The sequence below is a fragment of the Nonomuraea sp. ATR24 genome (genome assembly GCF_041950485.1).
Classification (GTDB): domain Bacteria; phylum Actinomycetota; class Actinomycetes; order Streptosporangiales; family Streptosporangiaceae; genus Nonomuraea; species Nonomuraea ceibae.
Genome location: NZ_JBGNUU010000021.1, coordinates 44413 through 61865, shown reverse-complemented (window position 1 = coordinate 61865; position 17453 = coordinate 44413). Strand labels below are relative to the sequence as shown.

14 protein-coding genes are annotated in these 17453 nt (G+C 72.1%); 8 read left to right on the top strand and 6 right to left on the bottom strand.

The genetic code is table 11. The features are described 5' to 3' along the window. Positions 1 to 103: 103 nt before the first annotated feature. Together ACBI99_RS36565 and ACBI99_RS36560 are read left to right on the top strand one after the other, a co-directional pair. Entirely contained in the window at positions 104 to 997 is an 894-nt protein-coding gene (locus ACBI99_RS36565) for an LLM class flavin-dependent oxidoreductase (RefSeq protein ID WP_375074554.1), read from the top strand. A gap of 81 nt (positions 998 to 1078) precedes the next feature. Next, a complete protein-coding gene (locus tag ACBI99_RS36560) occupies positions 1079 to 2029 on the top strand; it encodes an endo alpha-1,4 polygalactosaminidase (RefSeq protein WP_375074553.1) in 951 nt (316 codons plus the stop codon). Here the strand turns inward: ACBI99_RS36560 and ACBI99_RS36555 are convergent. Next, positions 1998 to 3008, bottom strand: a complete 1011-nt coding sequence (locus ACBI99_RS36555) for a BtrH N-terminal domain-containing protein (RefSeq protein WP_219514815.1) — start codon at positions 3006 to 3008, stop codon at positions 1998 to 2000. The genes ACBI99_RS36560 and ACBI99_RS36555 overlap by 32 nt on opposite strands. Before the next feature lie 64 nt (positions 3009 to 3072). Then, positions 3073 to 3705 carry a TetR/AcrR family transcriptional regulator gene (locus tag ACBI99_RS36550; RefSeq protein WP_375074552.1) on the bottom strand — a complete coding sequence of 211 codons (633 nt, stop codon included), beginning with the start codon at positions 3703 to 3705 and terminating at the stop codon, positions 3073 to 3075. A 74-nt stretch (positions 3706 to 3779) separates the two neighbouring features. Between ACBI99_RS36550 and ACBI99_RS36545 the strand changes: the two genes are divergently transcribed. After that, positions 3780 to 4703: an RNA polymerase sigma factor gene (locus ACBI99_RS36545; RefSeq protein ID WP_219514826.1), complete on the top strand. Its 924-nt coding sequence runs from the start codon at positions 3780 to 3782 to the stop codon at positions 4701 to 4703. Here ACBI99_RS36545 and ACBI99_RS36540 read toward each other — a convergent pair. Then, complete coding sequence (locus ACBI99_RS36540) at positions 4691 to 6040, bottom strand: FAD-binding oxidoreductase (protein WP_219514831.1); 1350 nt, start codon at positions 6038 to 6040, stop codon at positions 4691 to 4693. The genes ACBI99_RS36545 and ACBI99_RS36540 overlap by 13 nt on opposite strands. Positions 6041 to 6256: 216 nt before the next feature. On the opposite strand from ACBI99_RS36540, the gene ACBI99_RS36535 reads away from it, so the two are divergent. Further along, positions 6257 to 7162, top strand: a complete 906-nt coding sequence (locus tag ACBI99_RS36535) for an RNA polymerase sigma-70 factor (protein WP_375074551.1) — start codon at positions 6257 to 6259, stop codon at positions 7160 to 7162. A gap of 1 nt (position 7163) precedes the next feature. On the opposite strand, the gene ACBI99_RS36530 is transcribed toward ACBI99_RS36535, so the two are convergent. Continuing rightward, complete coding sequence (locus ACBI99_RS36530; RefSeq protein ID WP_375074550.1) at positions 7164 to 8954, bottom strand: discoidin domain-containing protein; 1791 nt, start codon at positions 8952 to 8954, stop codon at positions 7164 to 7166. Positions 8955 to 9242: 288 nt separating this feature from the next. On the opposite strand from ACBI99_RS36530, the gene ACBI99_RS36525 reads away from it, so the two are divergent. Both ACBI99_RS36525 and ACBI99_RS36520 read left to right on the top strand, forming a co-directional pair. After that, entirely contained in the window at positions 9243 to 9626 is a 384-nt protein-coding gene (locus ACBI99_RS36525; protein ID WP_219514840.1) for a hypothetical protein, read from the top strand. A 68-nt stretch (positions 9627 to 9694) separates the two neighbouring features. After that, positions 9695 to 11941 (top strand): Orn/Lys/Arg decarboxylase N-terminal domain-containing protein, encoded by a 2247-nt coding sequence (locus ACBI99_RS36520; protein ID WP_357585827.1) that lies wholly within the window; start codon positions 9695 to 9697, stop codon positions 11939 to 11941. Here the strand turns inward: ACBI99_RS36520 and aspT are convergent. Then, on the bottom strand, positions 11931 to 13625 hold the full coding sequence (gene aspT / locus ACBI99_RS36515; RefSeq protein ID WP_375074549.1) for an aspartate-alanine antiporter: 1695 nt from the start codon (positions 13623 to 13625) through the stop codon (positions 11931 to 11933). The genes ACBI99_RS36520 and aspT overlap by 11 nt on opposite strands. Further along, positions 13622 to 15235 (bottom strand): bifunctional aspartate transaminase/aspartate 4-decarboxylase, encoded by a 1614-nt coding sequence (locus ACBI99_RS36510; protein WP_375074548.1) that lies wholly within the window; start codon positions 15233 to 15235, stop codon positions 13622 to 13624. Before ACBI99_RS36510 ends, aspT begins: the two co-directional genes overlap by 4 nt. Positions 15236 to 15400: 165 nt before the next feature. Between ACBI99_RS36510 and ACBI99_RS36505 the strand changes: the two genes are divergently transcribed. Next, a complete protein-coding gene (locus tag ACBI99_RS36505; RefSeq protein ID WP_375074547.1) occupies positions 15401 to 16528 on the top strand; it encodes an alpha/beta hydrolase family protein in 1128 nt (375 codons plus the stop codon). Between the two features lie 154 nt (positions 16529 to 16682). Next, entirely contained in the window at positions 16683 to 17453 is a 771-nt protein-coding gene (locus ACBI99_RS36500; RefSeq protein WP_375074546.1) for an SAM-dependent methyltransferase, read from the top strand.

Below are 17453 nucleotides of genomic sequence, written 5' to 3'. Positions count from 1 at the left end.
GGGCCTAATTCCCGCCCCCGGCGGCCCGGCGCGAGGCCCCGGCGCGCATTGAGCTTTTCAGCGGATGAGCCGCCCCGGGACGCCGGTGTACGGTGCGATGACCATGAGCGAACATGTCTTCGGGGTCTCGCTGACCCCCACCTATGACGTCTCTCTCACCCACGAGGTGACCGACGCCGCCGAGCGGAGCGGGCTCGACCTCGTCGGCGTCCAGGACCATCCGTACGTGGGGCAGTTCCTGGACGCGGTCGCGCTCGCCGGGCACCTGCTGACCCGCACGACGCGCCTGCGCGTGTTCCCCGACGTGGCCAACCTGCCGCTGCGCCCGCCCGCCATGCTCGCCCGGACGGCGGCGACGCTGAACGTGCTGTCCGGCGGCCGGTTCGAGCTGGGCCTCGGCAGCGGCGGCTACTGGGACGCCATCACCACGATGGGCGTGCCCAGGCGCTCGCCCGGCGAGGCGCTGGCGGCGCTCGAGGAAGCGGTCACGATCATGCGCGGGCTGTGGACGCCCGGGCAGCGCGTCGCCTTCGCCGGTGACCACTACCGGGTGGACGGGGTCGAAGGCGGCTCGGCGGGCACGCCGCCGGTCGGCGTGTGGATCGGCGCGCAGGCGCCGCGCAGCCTCGCGCTCACCGGCCGCGTCGGTGACGGCTGGGCGGCGCCGATCCCCTCCTACCTGCCGTACGAGCGGTGGCCCGAGTGCAACCGGATCGTCGACAGGGCCGCCGGGGAGGCCGGCCGCGACCCCGCGTCGATCATGCGCATGGCCCAGCTCGTCGGCACCGTCGAGGCGGGCGGGGACGGCGGCCCGAAGCTGACGACCGGCGCCGACCCGTTGCGCGCCGGGGCGAAGGGCTGGGCCGCCGAGCTGGTCAGGCTCGCCACGGAGCAGCCGTTCACCGCCTTCGTGTTCTGGCCGGAGCGGCAGAGCGTGGAGCAGGTCCGGCGCTTCGCCGAGGAGGTCGTCCCGCTCGTGAAGGCCGGCCTCGCCTGACCCCGGTGTCCGGCATGACCGCGTTTCCTCTTCCCGTGGGCCCGTATGATCTTGGTCGGTCTCACGAAAGAGGTGACGAGCTTGGTCAGCACCCGAGCGCTCCTGACGCGCTTGACCACGTCCGCCGTGCTCGCGACGGCGAGCGTCGCGGCCTTCGCCCCGCCGGCCGCCGCCTCCGCTGACGCGGGGATCTGGCGTCCGCCGCTGGAGAGCCGCTGGCAGTACCAGCTCGAAGGCAACCCCCGCCACAAGGCCACCGGCGGCATCGACGTCGACATCTGCGTCAAGCCGCAGAGCGGCGGCGCCTGCGTGCGGCCGACGGTCTTCGACATCGACCTGTACGTGGACGGCGACGTGGCGGGCGACAACTCCACCGTCAACACCGCCGCCGTCAAGGCCATCCACGCGCGCGGCGCCAAGGCCGTCTGCTACGTCGACGCCGGGTCGATCGAGGACTACCGGCCCGATTACAAGCAGTTCGCCGACTGGCACAAGCGCAACGGCGGCTCCCTGCTGGGCAAGCCGTTCAGCGAGGACTTCCCGGACGAGCGCTGGGCCAACATCAACAACGACAGGGGCCAGCGCGACTTCCTGCTCAAGATGATGGAGGCCCGGGTCGCCAAGTGCGCGCAGGCCGGGTTCGACGGCGTGGAGTTCGACGTCGTCAACGCCCACGAGGAGGGCCGCGCGGTCACCGGCTGGAACATCAGCGCCGCAACCCAGCTCACCTACAACCGCGCGCTGGCCGCCATCGCGCACAAGCACGGCCTGGCGGCGGCCCTGAAGAACAACCTCAGCCAGGCCGCCGAGCTGGAGCCGTACTTCGACTTCGCGGTCAACGAGTCGTGCTTCTCCTACGACGAGTGCGGGGAGCTGAAGCCGTTCGTCAAGGCGGGCAAGCCGGTCTTCCACGTGGAGTACGGGCTGTCGCCGGCGTCGTTCTGCCGCAAGGCGGTGGCCGCCTCGTTCAACTCGATCAAGAAGGCGGCCGACCTGTCGCTCAAGGACCGGCCGTACCAGCCCTGCCGGTGACCTCGCGCAGCGCGAGCATGGCGTCGCGCTCGATGCGGGAGAGGTCGAGGAGGAGGGCGCCGGCCTGTTCGAGGCGGGCCGCGTCGCGCTGCTCCCCGGCCTCGGCGATGCGCGCGGCGACCTCGGTCCACAGGGTGGCGGCCTCGGCGTAGAGCCGGTGGCCGGTCCGCAGGCGGCCGTCGCCGACGGACGCGGCGGCCTCGGCGAGGAAGTCGCGGTAGAGGGCGCGGAACAGGGCCCCGCCGGTGCCGGCCTTCTCCATGAGCAGGGCGGCATGCGGCAGGTCGCGCCCGGGCTCGGCGGTGCGGCGCAGCCAGCCCGGCACCTGGCGGGCGGCCTTCTCGATGCCCCGGTGGCCGAGGTTGGCGATGGGGGCGGCGAGAAAGGCGTCGGCGCAGGCCCTGATCGCGGGGACGATCCCGTCCCGCCAGGAGGGCGCGCCCGCCGGCGCGGTGATGGTGAAGGACCGGTGCCTGGCGGTCATCGGGCCGCGTTCGGCGCGCGCCGCCGCCAGCGATTCCAGGCCGGTGCGGACGGCGCCGCCCTGCTGGGCGGTGTCGATCAGGTGGGCCTGCCGCTCGTCGTAGCCGTACATGGCGACGACGTGACCGCCGAAGTGCACCTTCGTCCGGAAGTAGTCCAGGTGGTAGCTGTCGAGCTGGAGGCCGACCGGCTGCCCGGCGTCGATCGGCGCGGACACGTTCGCCCAGGCGCGGCGCGGTGAGGCGGTCTCCTTGACCTCCAGGGTCAGGCCGAGCCTGGCGGCCAGGTTCCGGGTGAGCTCGAAGGGCCTGATGCGCCCGCCGAGGAACGGGAACGGCATGTTCCTGGCGTCCCAGTAGACGAAGGACAGGCCCGAGCCGAGCCCGAACAGCATCGGCTCGGACAGGTCGATCCCCTGGTGGCGCAGCAGCACCCCGAGCGCCGTGGTCTCGCAGTGCTGCATGCCGCGGGCCTCGACCCCTGCGACAACGGTCATATGCGGGTTCTCCTTCACAACCGGCAGCATGGGGTCTCCCCCGGGGGGAGAGTCCAGCCGGGCATCAGCGCACCGCGTAGTGGCCGAACGACGGCTCCATCAGGTCGAACACCTCGCGCGCGGACTCGGTCACGATCTCGGCGATGCGCGCGTTGTCCAGCCCGTCGAGCGTGAGCTCCATGATCTGGCCGAGCAGCACCCGGTACGGGCTCGCGATGGCCGCCGCCACCAGCCGGGACACCGGGCCGGTGTCGCCCGTCTCCTCGGCGAGCGCGCGGGCCAGGGCCTCCTCCCGCTGCTCCATCAGCTCGCGCAGCCGCGCCACCAGCGTCGGCGACTCCACGATCATCCGCCCGAACCCGCCGTGGGTGAACCCGAGCATCGGGTCGTGCCGGGCGGCGGCGTCGAGGAAGACCCGCCGGAGCGCGGCGAGCGCCGACTCGCCCGGCTCCCGGCCCGCCACGATCTCGGCCAGCGCGGCCACGAACCGCTCATGGTGGTCGAAGGCCATGTCCTCCTTGCGCGGGAAGTAGTTGGTGACGGTCTTCTTGGCCACCCGCGCCGCGTCGGCGATCTCGGCGATCGTCGTCTCCTCGAAGCCCTGCTCGATGAAGAGGCGGGTGGCCTGGTCGGAGATCTCCTGGCGGGTCTCCTGCTTCTTCTGCTCCCGCAGGCCGAAGATTTTTACGTCGGACATAAATTTCCTCTTGACGATGAAATGCCTTCAACGTAATCTTACCACTGTCGCAAGTTTACTTCCAGGAGGCCCGTATGACAGCAGCCGCCACCACCGATCAGGTCAAGGACTACCTCAAGAACATCGGCAGGGTCCGGCTGCTCGACGCCCAGCAGGAGGTCGCGCTCGGCGAGCGCATCGAGGCCGGACTGTTCGCCCAGGAACGCCTCGACCGCGACGGCGACGCGCTGTCCCCGCAGGACCGCGCCGACCTGGAGTGGATCGCCGCCGACGGCCGCCTGGCCAAGGACCGGATGATCGAGGCCAACCTGCGCCTGGTCGTGTCCATCGCCAAGCGCCAGACCGGGCGCGGCCTGCCCTTCCTGGACCTGATCCAGGAGGGCAACCTGGGGCTGATGCGGGCGGTGGAGAAGTTCGACCACCGGCTCGGGCTGAAGTTCTCCACCTACGCCACCTGGTGGATCAAGCAGGCCGTCGGCCGGGCGCTGGCCGACCAGTCGCGGACGATCCGCGTCCCCGTCCACATGACCGAGCTGATCAACAAGGTCGCGCGGGCCCGGCGCGAGCTGTTCCAGTCGCTCGGCAGGGAGCCGTCCGACGAGGAGATCGCCGAGCAGGTCGAGCTGACGGCGGAGCGGGTCGAGGAGATCCGCGGCTACGCCCGCGAGCCCGTCTCGCTGAGCACGCCGCTCGGCGAGGAGGGCGACACCGAGCTCGGCGACCTCATCGAGGACGCCGGGGCGCTCGACCCCACCGACGCCGTCGGCCTCGACCTGCTGCGCGACCAGCTCAGGCAGATCCTGGACGGCCTCACCGAGAGGGAGGCCGGCGTGATCGCGCTGCGCTTCGGCCTGGCCGACGGCGAGCCGAAGACCCTGGACGAGATCGGCAAGGTCTACGGCGTCACCCGGGAGCGCATCCGGCAGATCGAGGCCAAGACGATGAGCAAGCTGCGCCACCCGGGCCGCGCCACGGCGCTGCGCGACTACCTCGTCTGATCGGGCCGCACGTTGTGGTTGCGGGAGAACAGGTTGCCGGGGTCGTAGCGCCGCTTGACCGCCGCCAGCCGCCCGTACGTCCGGTCCGGGTAGATCGCGGCCACGTCCTCCTCGGCGGCGGAGGCCAGGAAGGCGGCGTAGGCCCCGCCGACGTGCGGCCCGAGCTCGTCCCAGAGCGCGTCCAGGCCGGGCAGGGCGGCCTCGACGACCGGCTGCGGGCCCGCGACGGTGGTCACCACCATCACCTCCGCCTGCCGGTGGGCGTAGGCGGTGGCGTCCGCCGGCACGCGGGCCACCGCTCCGCCGACGGCGCGCACGGCGATGAACGGCGATCCCGGCCTGGCCGCGGCGCCGGCGAGGACGCGCAGCACCTCCGACAGCGACGCCCCGCCGGCGAACCCGTTGCGGGTGACCAGCCGGATGCCCGGCGGCGGGGTGAGCCCCTCCACCAGCGTGTCGGCGTACGGCCTGAGCGTGACGTCGTCGGCGATGACGGTGCCGAGCGCCCGGATCGGGTCGAGGGCCCGCGCGGCGAGGGCCGGGTCGTCGCCGTCGACGGCGACGCGGACCTCGACCGGCGCGTCCGGGCCGCCCGCGAGCGGGCTGGCGAGCTCCACGATGGAGGTCAGCTCCTCGGGGGCGGTGCGCAGGTGGTCGGCCCATCCCTGGAGGACGGCGGCCGCCTCCGCCGGAGGAAAGGCGATCTTGCCGTAGAAGACCTCCGTCGTCGGGTGGGCGGCGAACTCGAAGGCGGTCACGACGCCGAAGTTGCCGCCGCCGCCCCGGATGGCCCAGAACAGCTCCGGATGCTCTTCGGCGCCGGTCCGCACGATCTGCCCGTCGGCGGTGACCACCTCGGCGGCGACCAGGTTGTCCAGCGCGAGGCCGCGCTTTCTGACCTTCCACCCGATGCCGCCCGCCAGCGTCAGCCCGCCGACGCCGACGCTCCTGGTGTCGCCTGAGGAGATCGCCAGCCCGTGCGGGGCGAGCGCGTCCACGACCTGGCCCCAGGTGGCGCCGCCGCCGATGCGGACCAGGTGGCGGTCCTTGTCGACGACCTCGACGGCGTCGAGCCCGCTCAGGTCGAGCACGACGCCGCCGTCGTTGGTGCCGAAGCCCGCGAAGGCGTGGCCGCCGCCCCGCACCGACAGGACCAGCCCGGAGGCGGCGGCGAACGCGACACCGGCCCGCACGTCACCGGTGCTCTCGGGGCGCAACACGTAGGCGGGGCTGCCCGTGACCAGGACCGACCGGCTGGCCGCGGCGTATTCAGGCGCTCCGGGTTCGATGACGGGGCCGCCGAAGTCGCGGCGGAGGGTGTCGAGTGCTGCGTTCATGATGATCCTTTCGTCCGGTGAGGGCCGGCGGGCCAGGGCGGCGTTCCACGGGGGCCCGCTCGCCGGTCCAGGTGGTGACGAGCAGGAGATCCCGGCGGGCTGATCGTTGTGACAGCCCGGCGGATGTGACCTGTGTCACTGCGGGGAGGTGTCACACGGGCGTGGTGGCCGGGATCGTATGGACGCAGCACCGCACACGAACGGGCAGGGACAGTGATGAGCGAACGCAATGAGCAACCGACCGGCCGCACCGGCGCGGATCCCGCCACCGAGGCGTTCGTCGCCCACCGCAACCTGCTGTTCACGGTCGCGTACGAGATGCTGGGCTCGGCCGCCGACGCCGAGGACGTGCTTCAGGAGAGCTGGCTGCGCTGGGCGGGCGTCGATCTTGACACGGTCCGCGACCAGCGCGCCTACCTGGTGCGGATCGCCACCCGGCAGGCGCTGAAGCGGCTGCGCACGCTGGGCCGCCGCCGGGAGTCGTACGTCGGGCCGTGGCTGCCCGAGCCGTTGCTGACCGCGCCCGACGTGGCCGAGGACGTCGAGCTGGCCGACAGCGTCTCGATGGCGATGCTGCTGGTGCTGGAGACGCTTACGCCGACCGAGCGGGCGGTGTTCGTGCTTCGCGAGGTGTTCGACGTGGGCTACGACGAGATCGCCGACGCCGTCGGCAAGAGCGCGGCCGCCGTGCGGCAGATCGCCCACCGGGCCCGCTCCCACGTGGCCGCCCGCCGCCCGCGCGGCGACGCCTCGCCCGCCGAGATCCGGGGCGCGCTGGAGGCGTTCCGGCGCGCGGCCCGGACGGGCGACCTGCAGGGGCTGCTCGACATCCTCTCCCCCGACGTCGTCCTCCTGACCGACGGGGGCGGCGTCGTCCGGGCCTCCCTGACGCCCGTCGTGGGAGCCGAGGCGGTGTCCGGCCTGCTGGACCGCATCCCCGCGACGGCCACGCTGGACCTCGCGCAGGTCAACGGCCACCCCGCGCTGATCATCCGGGTCGACGGCCGCCTGGAGACCGTCATGGCGGTGCGCATCGACGACGGCCTGATCACCGGGCTCTACGCGGTGCGCAACCCCGCGAAGCTGGCGCACATGAAGCAGGAGAACCCGGTGAGCCGGTGAGTCAGCGCGCGACCTCGTACGGGATGATCTCGGCGATGGCGGTGGCGCCGCCCATGCCGTAGTCGGCGCGCAGCCGGATGTAGCGGGCGGAGACGCCGGTCAGGTCGACGTCGTTGGGCGCGGTCATCTTGGGCCATTCGACGCGCTTGACGTCGCGGAACGTCTCGCCGTCGTCGCTCACCTGGACCATGCCCTCCAGCACGGTGCCGTTCATGTTGACGCGCAGCTTCGGCTGGAAGCGTACGGCGGACAGCTCGCGCACCCTGCCCAGGTCCACGGTGATGTGGTGGGGCTGCGGGGGCGGGCCGGGGTAGTAGGAGTGGAAGTCCGTGGTCAGGTTGCCGTCGACCGCGCGGACCGGGTCGCCGGCGCCGGGCTTGAACGTGCTCGCCGTGGCGCTGAGCTCGGCCGGCGGGATGCGGGTGCCGGCCGGCGGGGCGGGCCAGATCTCGCGGCCCTTGCCCGGCTCCTCGCTGACGATGGGCCGGTCGGGGCCGGTGCCCTTGCCCCGGATCACCACGTCGGTGATCACCGCGCCGTGGTCGGAGTAGAACGGGTACGGCCGGTCGAGCCAGCTGTCGCGGTGGCGCGGGAGCCGCCGCACGTCGGAGCGGGAGCCGAGGATGCGCACGTCCTCGCCCTTGGCGAAGACGTAGTCGATGCGGGCGGGCACGGCGCCGAAGCCGCTCAGCGGGCTCCAGGTGCGGCCCGGGTACAGGCCGGCGTCGGGGTTGGCGTGGCGGAAGGTGTCGACGAAGCCCGCCTCGGTGTACATCTTCGTGTACGGCCACGGGAGCACGACGCCGCCGTGGCCGGGCGCGTCGGCGAACTGGTCGGTCCAGTCCAGGTACGACTGGGCGTTGAGGTCGCCGCCCATGAGCACGGGGGCGTCGTCGTCGCCGACGAACGACGGGATCGCCTTCTCCAGGATGGACTTGCCCATGGCGACGCGGCGCAGCCGGTCGGCGTCGAGGATCTGCTCGGTCGTCTTGGTGCGGGGCAGGCCGTGGGTGTTCTGCACGGCCGCGTCGTGGGTGTCGCCGAAGGCGTAGCCGTCGTGCCAGGTCCACACGCTGAACGCGTGCACGTGCTGCCCGTTGGGCAGGCCGAGGCGGGCGCCGCCCAGGTTGAAGGAGGAGATCTCCTCGTCGGCGTAACGCGGGTAGACCTTCTGGATGTCCAGCTTCGTGTAGATCCACAGGTTGTCGCCGTTGACGCTGTAGTCCTCGGGGTGCGTGAGCTGCGCCGCGGAGAACCGGTCGTCCTCGGCCCGGCCGGCGTTCAGGCCCTCCAGGATCTTCTGGCCCGAGCCGTACCCCTCGACCACGAACAGGATGTCCGGGTTGACCTCGTTGAGGTATTCGATCATCTGCTTGAGGTTGTCGCCGGTCGTCTCCTGGCGGTTGATCGTGCCGCCGACGAAGAGGTTCCAGGCCATCAGGCGCAGTGGCGTGCCGGCCTTCTTCTCCGGCATGGAGGTGACCGAGACGTCGACGGTCACGTTCCCGGCGGGCAGGGGGAAGGGGCGGGTGCGGGCCTGGCCCTCGCGCGTGTAGATGGTGTCGCGGGCCCACACCTGCTCGCCGGTCCTGACCGTGGCGACGAACTCCTGCACGTGGTTCGGGCGGCTCTTGCCGCTCGCCACGACCGTGCACGAGCTGCCGGGAGCCTGACCGTCACAGTCGAGGCGGTACGCGGCGGGCCTGGCGCCGGGGTCGGCCGAGGCCGGGCTGGGCACGGTCAGAGCGGCGAGGGCCAGGGCGGCCACCATCGGGGGGATCAGTCTGCGCATGGGGGGTCCTTCCGCGCGGTCACTAAAAATGGTCTGCACGATATCTCGGCCCGGCTCAGCCGCCGCCACCTGGATCATCCGATATCGAGATCATCACCGCAAGAGGAAGAACGATGACTATTTATGGACTCCGAGATAAATAGCGGACGACCTGGGCTCGAACGAGATTTCCCATCGACACGCTCCGTAGTTGCGCCAATACTGCACGTGTACCCTCGAACGCCGTCCCCGGTCCCCCATCCCGCACCATGCGCGTGCGCCGAGGACGCAAACCCGAACGGAGCCCGTATGAAGCTCAACCGAGTGGCACTCACCGGCCTCGCCGCCCTCGCCACCACCGCCTGCCTGGCCTCCGCCGCCCCGGCGACGGCCACCGTCACCGCGGCCACCGCCCAGACCGCCACCGCCCAGACCGCCGCCGCCGCGTCGGCGCTGCCGCCGGGCTACCAGCTCGTCACCCTGCCCAACGCGAACGTGCCCAACTTCCAGCGGCGCACCCTCTACTGCCCCGGCTCCAAGCGCGTTCTCGGCGGCGGCGCCGAGGCCCGCGGCAACCGGGCGATCCTCGTCGGCTCGTTCCCGACCGACGACGGACGCGGCTGGATCGGACTCGGCCGCCAGGACGGCTACAACGACGTCGGCATCAGCGTCTTCGCGATCTGCGCCGACTGACCCCGTGAGCGCTCCCGGCCGCCGCCCGGCGGCCGGGAGCCGCCGTCCGAGCCCCCTGGGAGTGCCACATGGAGCGAACCGTCCTCGCCGCCGTCACCGAACGCCCCGACGCCGACTCGGCGCTCGCCGAGCAGCTGCGCCGCGTGTGCGCCGCCATGGCCGAGGAGGGCCTCCAGGTGCGCTGGACCCACCGGGCCGCCGACGCCCTGGCGGTCGTCAGCTCGGACGCGTCGCTGACGGCGGTGCTCGCCGCCTGGGACGCGCCCGGCGCGGAGGAGCTGCTCGGCGCGGTGGGCAGGCGCTTCCGCGGCCTGCCGGTGTTCCTGATGACGCACGAGCAGGAGCTCCCCCTGTGGGTGTACGAGGTCATCCAGGGCTACGTGTTCCCGCTGGAGGACACGCCGCAGTTCATCGCCGGGCGCATCGCCCACGCAGCCGAGGAATACTCCGAGAAGATCCTGCCGCCGTTCTTCGCCGCCCTGCGCCGGCTGGAGGACCACCACCGCTACTCCTGGCACACCCCCGCCCACGCCGGCGGCGTCGCCTTCCTCAAGTCGCCCGTGGGACGGGCGTTCTTCGACTTCTACGGCGAACGGCTGCTGCGCACCGACCTGTCGATCTCCGTGGGCGAGCTGGGCTCACCGCTCGACCACACCGGCCCCATCGGCGAGGCGGAGCGCAACGCCGCCCGCGTCTTCGGCGCCGACCGCACGTTCTTCGTGGTCAACGGCAACTCCACCGCCAACCGCGTCGTCGGCCACCACGCGATGGCCCGCGACGACACCGTCCTGATCGACCGCAACTGCCACAAGTCGGTCCAGCACGCGCTCGCCATCAGCGGCGCCCGCCCGGTCTACCTCGTGCCCGAGCGCAACGGCCTCGGGCTGGCCGGCCCGATCCCGCCCGCCGCGCTGGAGCCGCCCGCGATCCGCGCCCGGATCACCGCCCACCCGCTCGCCGACGGCGACCCGGCCTACGCGGTGATCACGAACTCGACGTACGACGGGGTCTGCTACGACGCGGTCCGCGTCGGCGAACTGCTCGGCGCCGGCGTGCCCCGGCTGCACTTCGACGAGGCGTGGTTCGCCTACGCCCGGTTCCACCCGCTCTACGCCGGCCGCTACGGCATGGCGATTGACGAGCGCACGCTGCCCGGACCCGGCCGGCCCACCGTGTTCGCCACCCAGTCGACGCACAAGCTGCTGGCCGCGCTGTCGCAGGCGGCGATGGTGCACGTGCGCCCGTCGGAGCGCGCCCCGGTCGACTACGACGCGTTCAACGAGACGTACCTCATGCACGCCTCCACCTCGCCGCTCTACCCGCTGATCGCCTCGCTGGACGTGGCCGCGGCGATGATGGACGGCCCGGCGGGGCCGTTCCTCACCGGGGAGGCCATCGTCGAGGCGGTCCGGTTCCGGCAGGCGATGGTGCGGCTGGCCGACCGCATCCGCGAGGACGGGCAGCGCTCCGACTGGTTCTTCGGCGTCTGGCAGCCCTCCGCCGTCACCGACCCGCGCACCGGCCAGGTGCACTCCTTCGCCGACGCCGATCCGGCGCTGCTGTGCGCCGAGCCGTCCTGCTGGACGATGGAGGCGGGGGCGGCGTGGCACGGGTTCGACGGCATGTCGGCGGGCTACTCCCTGCTCGACCCGGTCAAGGTGACGATCACCTGCCCGGGCGCCGACGCCGTCACCGGCACGCTCGACTGGGGCATCCCGGCCCGGATCGTCGCCGCCTACCTGGCGCGGCGCGGCATCGTGGTGGAGAAGACCGGCGACCACACGCTGCTGGTGCTGTTCTCCATGGGGATCACCAAGGGCAAGTGGGGCACGCTCATCGACGCGCTCACCGACTTCAAGAACGCCTACGACGACGACCTGCCGCTGGCGGAGGTGCTGCCGGGCCTCGGGCCCGCGACGGTGTCGCTGCAGAAGTTCTGCACGCTGGTCCACGAGAAGCTGCGCGACTCCGGGGTGGGCAAGCTGCTGGACGAGGTGTTCACCAGGCTGCCCGAGCAGGTGATGACGCCGGCCGACTGCTACCAGGCGATGATCCGGTCCCGCACCGAGGCGGTGACGCTGGCCGAGCTGCCGGGCCGGATCGCGGCGGCCACGGTGGTGGTGACGCCGCCGGGCATCCCGATGCTGATGCCCGGCGAGGCGACCGGCCCCGCCGACGGCCCGCTGATGACGTACCTGCGCGCCCTGGAGGACTTCGACCGCGCCTTCCCCGCCCTGGCCACGGACATCCACGGCGCCCACCGCGACGCCGACGGCCACTACCGCGTCCAGGTCGTCAGGGCCGCTAGCCGGTGATGGCGTGGGCCAGGGCCACCACGATGGGGCCGAGCAGGGGCAGCACGACGTTCGACAGCGCGTAGACGATCGTGTACGACATCAGCGGCGTGCTGTTGCCGGCCTGCGCCTGCACGGCGGTGATCGCCGGGGTGGAGCACTGCTGACCGGCGACGGCGCCCAGGGCGAGCGGCGGCGCCAGCTTCATCACCTTGAACGCCACCAGCAGCGACACCGTCGCCGGGACGAGCGTGACGAGCACGCCCGCGATCGGCAGCGAGATGCCGTACTTGCCGACGAGCGCGACGGCCGCGGGCCCCGACGACAGGCCGACCGCGCAGATGAACGTGGCCAGCCCCAGGTTCTTGATCACCGTGGCGGCGGCGGAGTCGAACTGGCCGATGGTGGGCCGTCTGGCGCGGATCCAGCCGAACAGCAGCCCCGACAGCAGGCAGCCGCCGCCGGTGCCGAGCGACAGCGGGATGCCGCCCAGCGGCACCGTGATCTTCCCGATGAGCATGCCGAGGATGACGCCGAGCGCGATGAAGATGAAGTCGGCCTTGACGCTCTGGTCGAGCCGGACGCCGAAACGCCCGGCGAACGCGCGCACGTCCTTGCCGGCCCCCGTGACGCGGATGACGTCGCCGGGGTTGATCGTGGTGCCCGGCTGCACCGGCAGCCCCTGCTCCATGCGGGTGATGCCGGTGACGTAGACGCCGTGCCGCTGCTCGGCCGGGATCTCGCGCCGCAGGTCGCCGAGCGGGGCGGCGGCGAACTCCTTGCGCGTCAGCAGCACGTCGGCCTGGTCGAGCTCCAGATCGAGGGCGCCGGTGCCGGACACCTCCGGGCCGACCACGTCGTCGGCGCGCACCAGGTCCTCGCGCCGCCCGAACAGCACGAGCACGTCCCCGTCGGCGAGCACGGTGCCGGGCCGCAGGTCGATGCTCCGGTCGCCGCGCCGCACGCGTTCCACGGTGGCGCTGCCGCCGAGCGCGGTCTCCACCTCGGCGACGGTGCTGCCCGCGGCGGCGGTCACCCGCTGGGCACGGCCGACGACGCCGGGCAGCGCCGTCGTGGCGTCCTCGCCGGGCTGCCCGCCGCTGATGCGCCGCCACAGCTTGTCCGCCTCGTCCTTGAGGCTGAACCGCAGCACGGCGGGGGCGATCTGGCTGGTCAGCAGCACGATCGTGATCAGGCCGCAGATGTAGGAGATGGAGTAGGCGGTGCCGACGTTGGCCTGGAGCGCCCGGATCTCGGCAGCGGGGAGCGGCAGCCGCGAGATCGCGTCGGTGGCCGTGCCGACCACGGCCGACTCGGTGGCGCCGCCCGCCATCAGCCCGGCGGCGGTGCCGACGTCCAGGCGCAGCAGCAGGATCGCCAGCGTCGTCACCGTCAGCACGGCGACGACCTCGATCAGCGTGAACCAGCCGTAGCGCAGGCTCCGGCGGTTGAGGCTGGCGAAGAACGACGGGCCGCTCATGTAGCCGAGCGTGAAGATGAACAGGGCGAAGGCGATGTTCTTCACCTGGTCGCTCAGCGTGACGCCGCTGAACATGCCGACGAAGATGGCCACGATGAGCGTGCCGGCGATGCCGCCCAGCGAGAGCCCGCCCACTCTGACCTTGCCGATCGCGTACCCGAGCGCCAGCGACACGAACAGCGCCATCTCCGGCGTGCCGCGCAGCAGCTCCTTCAGCCAGGTCATGACGCGTCGAACTCGGCCTTGTAGCCGTCGACGATCTCCTTGAGCCAGCCGCCGATCTTCAGGTAGGCGTCGTGGTCCAGGTTGGCCAGGCTCACCCGGACGCTCCACTGCGGGCCGTCGAAGCCGCCGCCGTTCAGCAGCACCACCGAGCCCTTCTCGGCCAGGCGGAAGACCGGGTCGACCGGCTCGTACGTGAGCTGCAGCCAGTCGGCGAACTCGTTGCCGTACGTGCGCCGGACGAAGCTGAGGATGTCCAGCTCGACGTAGTAGTGGGCGGCGAGCGGGTCGTCGGGGATCGGCACGCCCATCCCCTCGGTGAGCGCGTCCAGCCGGCGGGCGATGACCGCGCGGCAGGTGTCCCGGTACGAGCCGTCGGCGTCGAGCAGCGACGACAGCGCGAACAGCGTCATCATCGTCTGCTGCGGCGTGGACAGGCCGGCGGTGTGGTTGAGCGCCACCTGGCGGGAGTCGGCCACCAGCCGGTCGATGAACCTGATGTCGCCGGGCCGCAGGCTGATGGTGCCGTAGCGGTCGGCCAGCCGGTCCAGATCCGGCCGGGGCAGCCGGGCGAGCCGTTCGTCGAAGACGTTGTCCTGGTTGACGGCGATGACGCCGAGCCGCCAGCCGGTGGCGCCGAAGTACTTGCTGAAGGAGTAGACGCCGATCGTGTTGCGCGGCACCGCCGACATCAGCGACCGGAACCCGGGCACGAACGTGCCGTAGACGTCGTCGGTGATGATCGCCAGCTCCGGGTTGGAGGTACGGACGATCTCCGCGATGCGCTCCAGCGACTCCTCGGCCAGCATCACCGAGGGCGGGTTGGACGGGTTGACGAGGAACAGCGCCTTCACCGACGGATCGGCGAGCTTGTCCAGCTCAGACCGGTCGTACTGCCAGGTGTGCAGGCCGGCGCGGTTGGTCTTGGCCGCCTGGATCTCGACGGTCTTGAACCGGTAGCGCTCCAGGTGCGGGATCTCCAGATAGGGCGAGAAGATCGGCGTCATCAGCGCGATCGTGTCCTCGGGGCGCAGCAGGCCGTTGATGACGCAGGTGTCGAAGACGTAGCACATCGCGGCGGTGCCACCCTCGACGGCGAACAGGTCGTACGGCCGCCGCGGGGTCCGGCCGCCGCACATCTCCTGGACCAGGTAGGCGTGCACGACCTGCTCGGCGTGCCGCAGCATGCGGGCGGGCTCGGGGTAGTGGTCGCCGGTGACGGCGTCGGTCAGCTCCCACACGAACGCGTCGGCGTCGAAGCCGAGCCGCCCGGTCCCGTACTCGACGCTGTCGCGCAGCAGGCTCGCGCCCGGCCGGTCGGCGTGCTCGCCGAGGAAGGCGGTGAGCCGGCCGGCGATGCCCTCGCGGCCCGGCAGGCCGCCCAGGCCGGGGAACTCCGACCAGGTGCGCCTGGACTCGGTGACGGCGAACTGGCCCAGCAGGAAGAACGCCTCGCGCGGCTCGGTGGCGGTCCAGTTGGGGTTGCCTCGGCCGGCGTTCAGCATCGTGACGGCGTTCTCGCGCTGGCTCTCGCCTGCCAGGGCGATGAGCTCGTCCTTCAGCTCGAACGGGCTCAGCGACTCCCAGCGTCGTTCCTCGTCGCGGCCGGTCATGACGCTCCCCCTTCGCGTGCGGTGGGGGATCGTGAGGTGTCTGCCCTGGCGGGAAACGGGTGAAACCGGCAGAGAGCGCGGCACGGCACCCCCTACGAAAGTCGTGGGCAGGCGAGGACTTTCGCCGGGGACGCCCCGGGGCGGTCACGCGGCACGGTTGATCCCATGAAGAAGACCGTCGCCGCGAGCGTCCTCGCGCTCTCCGCTTCCCTGACGACCCCGCTGATCGCTCCCCCGGCCGCAGCCGCCGCGCCGGTGACCTCGCTGCCCGCGCCGACCGGCGACCACCGGGTGGGCAAGCAGGACCTGCACCTGGTCGACACCTCCCGGCCCGACCCCTGGGTGCCGACCGCGAAGGCGCGGGAGCTGATGGTGTCGCTGTGGTACCCGGCACGCGCGGGCGGCGGAAAGCCGTCCCGCTACCTGACGCCGAAGGAGTCGGAGCTGCTCATCAGGAGCGAGCCCCGGCTCAAGGACGTGCCGCCCGGCACGCTGGCCGAGACCCCCACCCATTCCCGGACCGGGGCGCCCGCGCTGAAGCGGAAGGGCGGCTGGCCGCTGGTGGTGATGTCGCCCGGGATGACGATGCCCCGCGCGACGCTGACCTCGCTGGCCGAGGAGTTCGCCAGCCGCGGCTACCTGGTGGCGGGGATCGAGCACACGTACGAGTCGCTGGCGACCACGTTCCCCGACGGCCGCACCACCACGTTCGAGGCCGGGAAGGCCGGTCAGACGGAGGAGACCGGCCGGAAGGTGGCCCGGGTGCGGGCGGCCGACACCGAGTTCGTGCTGCGGCGGCTCGAAGCCGACAAGCGCTGGAACCGGCTGATCGACGAGAAGCGGATCGCGATGGTGGGCCACTCGGTCGGCGGCCAGAGCGCCGCGCACCTGCTGTCCGGGTCGCGCCGGGTCCGGGCGGCGGTCAACCTGGACGGCACCTACAACCCGAAGACGCCGGCCGAGCCGCTGGACAAGCCGTTCATGATGATCGGCAACCCCCGGCACCAGCCGGACTCCGGCGGCCGGGACGGCTCCTGGGACCAGTTCTGGCCGCACGTGAAGAGCGACTGGAAGCGCTGGCTGACCGTGACCGGCGCCGAGCACATGAGCTTCGTCGACTACGGGGTGCTGCTGCCGCAGCTCGGGCTGCCGGAGTTCCCGATCGACGGCGAGCGGGGGATCGCGATCACCCGGGCGTACGTCACGGCGTTCCTCGACACGCACCTCAAGGGGCGGCACCGGCCCCTGCTGGACCGGCCGTCGGCCGATTATCCCGAGGTGAGGTTCTGGTAGGCCGCCGGGGATCAGCAGATCTCCGACTGCCGTAGTCGCGCCACTTGGCGGCTTGATCGATCGCGCGACGCCGATATATGGCAGCATTTCCTGAAGAATCATGAAATGGCTGGGGGACTCAGTGCGAGAAGACGGACGCTCGGCTGTGCCTGGGGTGGACACCAGCATCCCCAACGGGGCGCGCATCTACGACTACCTGCTGGGCGGCAAGGACAACTTCGCGGCGGACCGCCAGGCCGCCGAGGCCATGCTGGCCCAGAACCCGCAGGCGTCGCAGACCGCCCGCGACAACCGGGCCTTCCTCGGCCGCGCGGTCCGCTACCTGGTCGAGGAGGCCGGCATCCGCCAGTTCGTCGACATCGGCGCCGGCCTGCCCACCCAGCAGAACGTGCACGAGGTGGCCCGCTCCGGCGCCCCCGGCACCCGCGTCGTCTACGTCGACTCCGACCCCACGGTGGCGATCCACGCCAGGGCGCTGCTGGCCACCGACGACGACGTCGCGGTGGTCGAGGCCGACCTGCGCAGCCCGGGCGACGTGCTCGGCCACCCGCTCACCCGCGAGCTGATCGACTTCGGGCAGCCGGTCGCGGTGCTCATGGCCGCGATCCTGCACTTCGTCTCCGACGAGGAGAACGCGGCCGGCATCGTCGCCGAGTACCGGCGGGCGCTGGCGCCCGGCAGCCACCTGCTCGTCTCGCACACCGCCGACGAGTCGCCGGAGCACGTCATGGCGACGGCCAAGCAGGGCTTCCGGATGGCGGGCACGGCGCTGACGCCGCGCAGCCGCACCCGGATCGGCGACTTCTTCGGCGATTTCGAGCTGGTCGAGCCCGGTCTCACCGACGTGCGGAGCTGGCGGTCCCCGCTGAACGGCCTGCCCGCCCTGCCGTGGGTGATCGTCGGCGGCCTGGCCCGCAAGCCGTAA

Excerpts from the sequence above, each read along its gene's own strand:
- ACBI99_RS36565 (WP_375074554.1), top strand. The coding sequence starts at position 104 with ATGAGCGAACATGTCTTCGGGGTCTCGCTGACCCCCACCTATGACGTC.
- ACBI99_RS36555 (WP_219514815.1), bottom strand. The coding sequence starts at position 3,008 with ATGACCGTTGTCGCAGGGGTCGAGGCCCGCGGCATGCAGCACTGCGAG.
- ACBI99_RS36550 (WP_375074552.1), bottom strand. The coding sequence starts at position 3,705 with ATGTCCGACGTAAAAATCTTCGGCCTGCGGGAGCAGAAGAAGCAGGAG.
- ACBI99_RS36545 (WP_219514826.1), top strand. The coding sequence starts at position 3,780 with ATGACAGCAGCCGCCACCACCGATCAGGTCAAGGACTACCTCAAGAAC.
- ACBI99_RS36540 (WP_219514831.1), bottom strand. The coding sequence starts at position 6,040 with ATGAACGCAGCACTCGACACCCTCCGCCGCGACTTCGGCGGCCCCGTC.
- ACBI99_RS36535 (WP_375074551.1), top strand. The coding sequence starts at position 6,257 with ATGAGCGAACGCAATGAGCAACCGACCGGCCGCACCGGCGCGGATCCC.
- ACBI99_RS36530 (WP_375074550.1), bottom strand. The coding sequence starts at position 8,954 with ATGCGCAGACTGATCCCCCCGATGGTGGCCGCCCTGGCCCTCGCCGCT.
- ACBI99_RS36525 (WP_219514840.1), top strand. The coding sequence starts at position 9,243 with ATGAAGCTCAACCGAGTGGCACTCACCGGCCTCGCCGCCCTCGCCACC.
- ACBI99_RS36520 (WP_357585827.1), top strand. The coding sequence starts at position 9,695 with ATGGAGCGAACCGTCCTCGCCGCCGTCACCGAACGCCCCGACGCCGAC.
- aspT (WP_375074549.1), bottom strand. The coding sequence starts at position 13,625 with ATGACCTGGCTGAAGGAGCTGCTGCGCGGCACGCCGGAGATGGCGCTG.
- ACBI99_RS36510 (WP_375074548.1), bottom strand. The coding sequence starts at position 15,235 with ATGACCGGCCGCGACGAGGAACGACGCTGGGAGTCGCTGAGCCCGTTC.
- ACBI99_RS36505 (WP_375074547.1), top strand. The coding sequence starts at position 15,401 with ATGAAGAAGACCGTCGCCGCGAGCGTCCTCGCGCTCTCCGCTTCCCTG.